Source organism: Virgibacillus sp. GM2-2, from assembly GCF_055329585.1.
This window is the reverse complement of record NZ_JBUZWC010000045.1, coordinates 1-281: the sequence shown is the minus strand read 5'-3', so window position 1 is coordinate 281 and position 281 is coordinate 1. Positions and strand designations below refer to the sequence as shown.

The window sequence follows — 281 nt, the reverse complement described above, 5'->3', positions numbered from 1 at the left end:
ATTGCGTCATGGGAACCAGATTATATATGGCTGGCGATTGGAGCCAACGATTACTCTCTCGAAAAATGGGCTCCTCAGGAATTTGGTGAAGCTTACGCCGGGATATTGGATGCAATTCATTCAGCGAATCCCCACACTCTCCTCTTCGCACAATCCCCAATCCTTCAAGAAAACGAAACCCCGAACTCATTTGGCAGCAACCTGGAAAGCTATCGCCAGCAAATCGCGGCGGCCTGTTTGGCGAGAACCGCCTGGTGCACTTTTGTAGATGGTATCAGTTC

The 281-nt window shown here is 49.8% G+C and carries 1 protein-coding gene; it reads left to right on the top strand.

Annotated features, from left to right (window positions below; all coding sequences use genetic code 11):
• Positions 1-281 (top strand): GDSL-type esterase/lipase family protein (locus tag ACY9Z2_RS18910; RefSeq protein WP_463611229.1); only part of this gene is annotated, 281 nt, incomplete at both ends.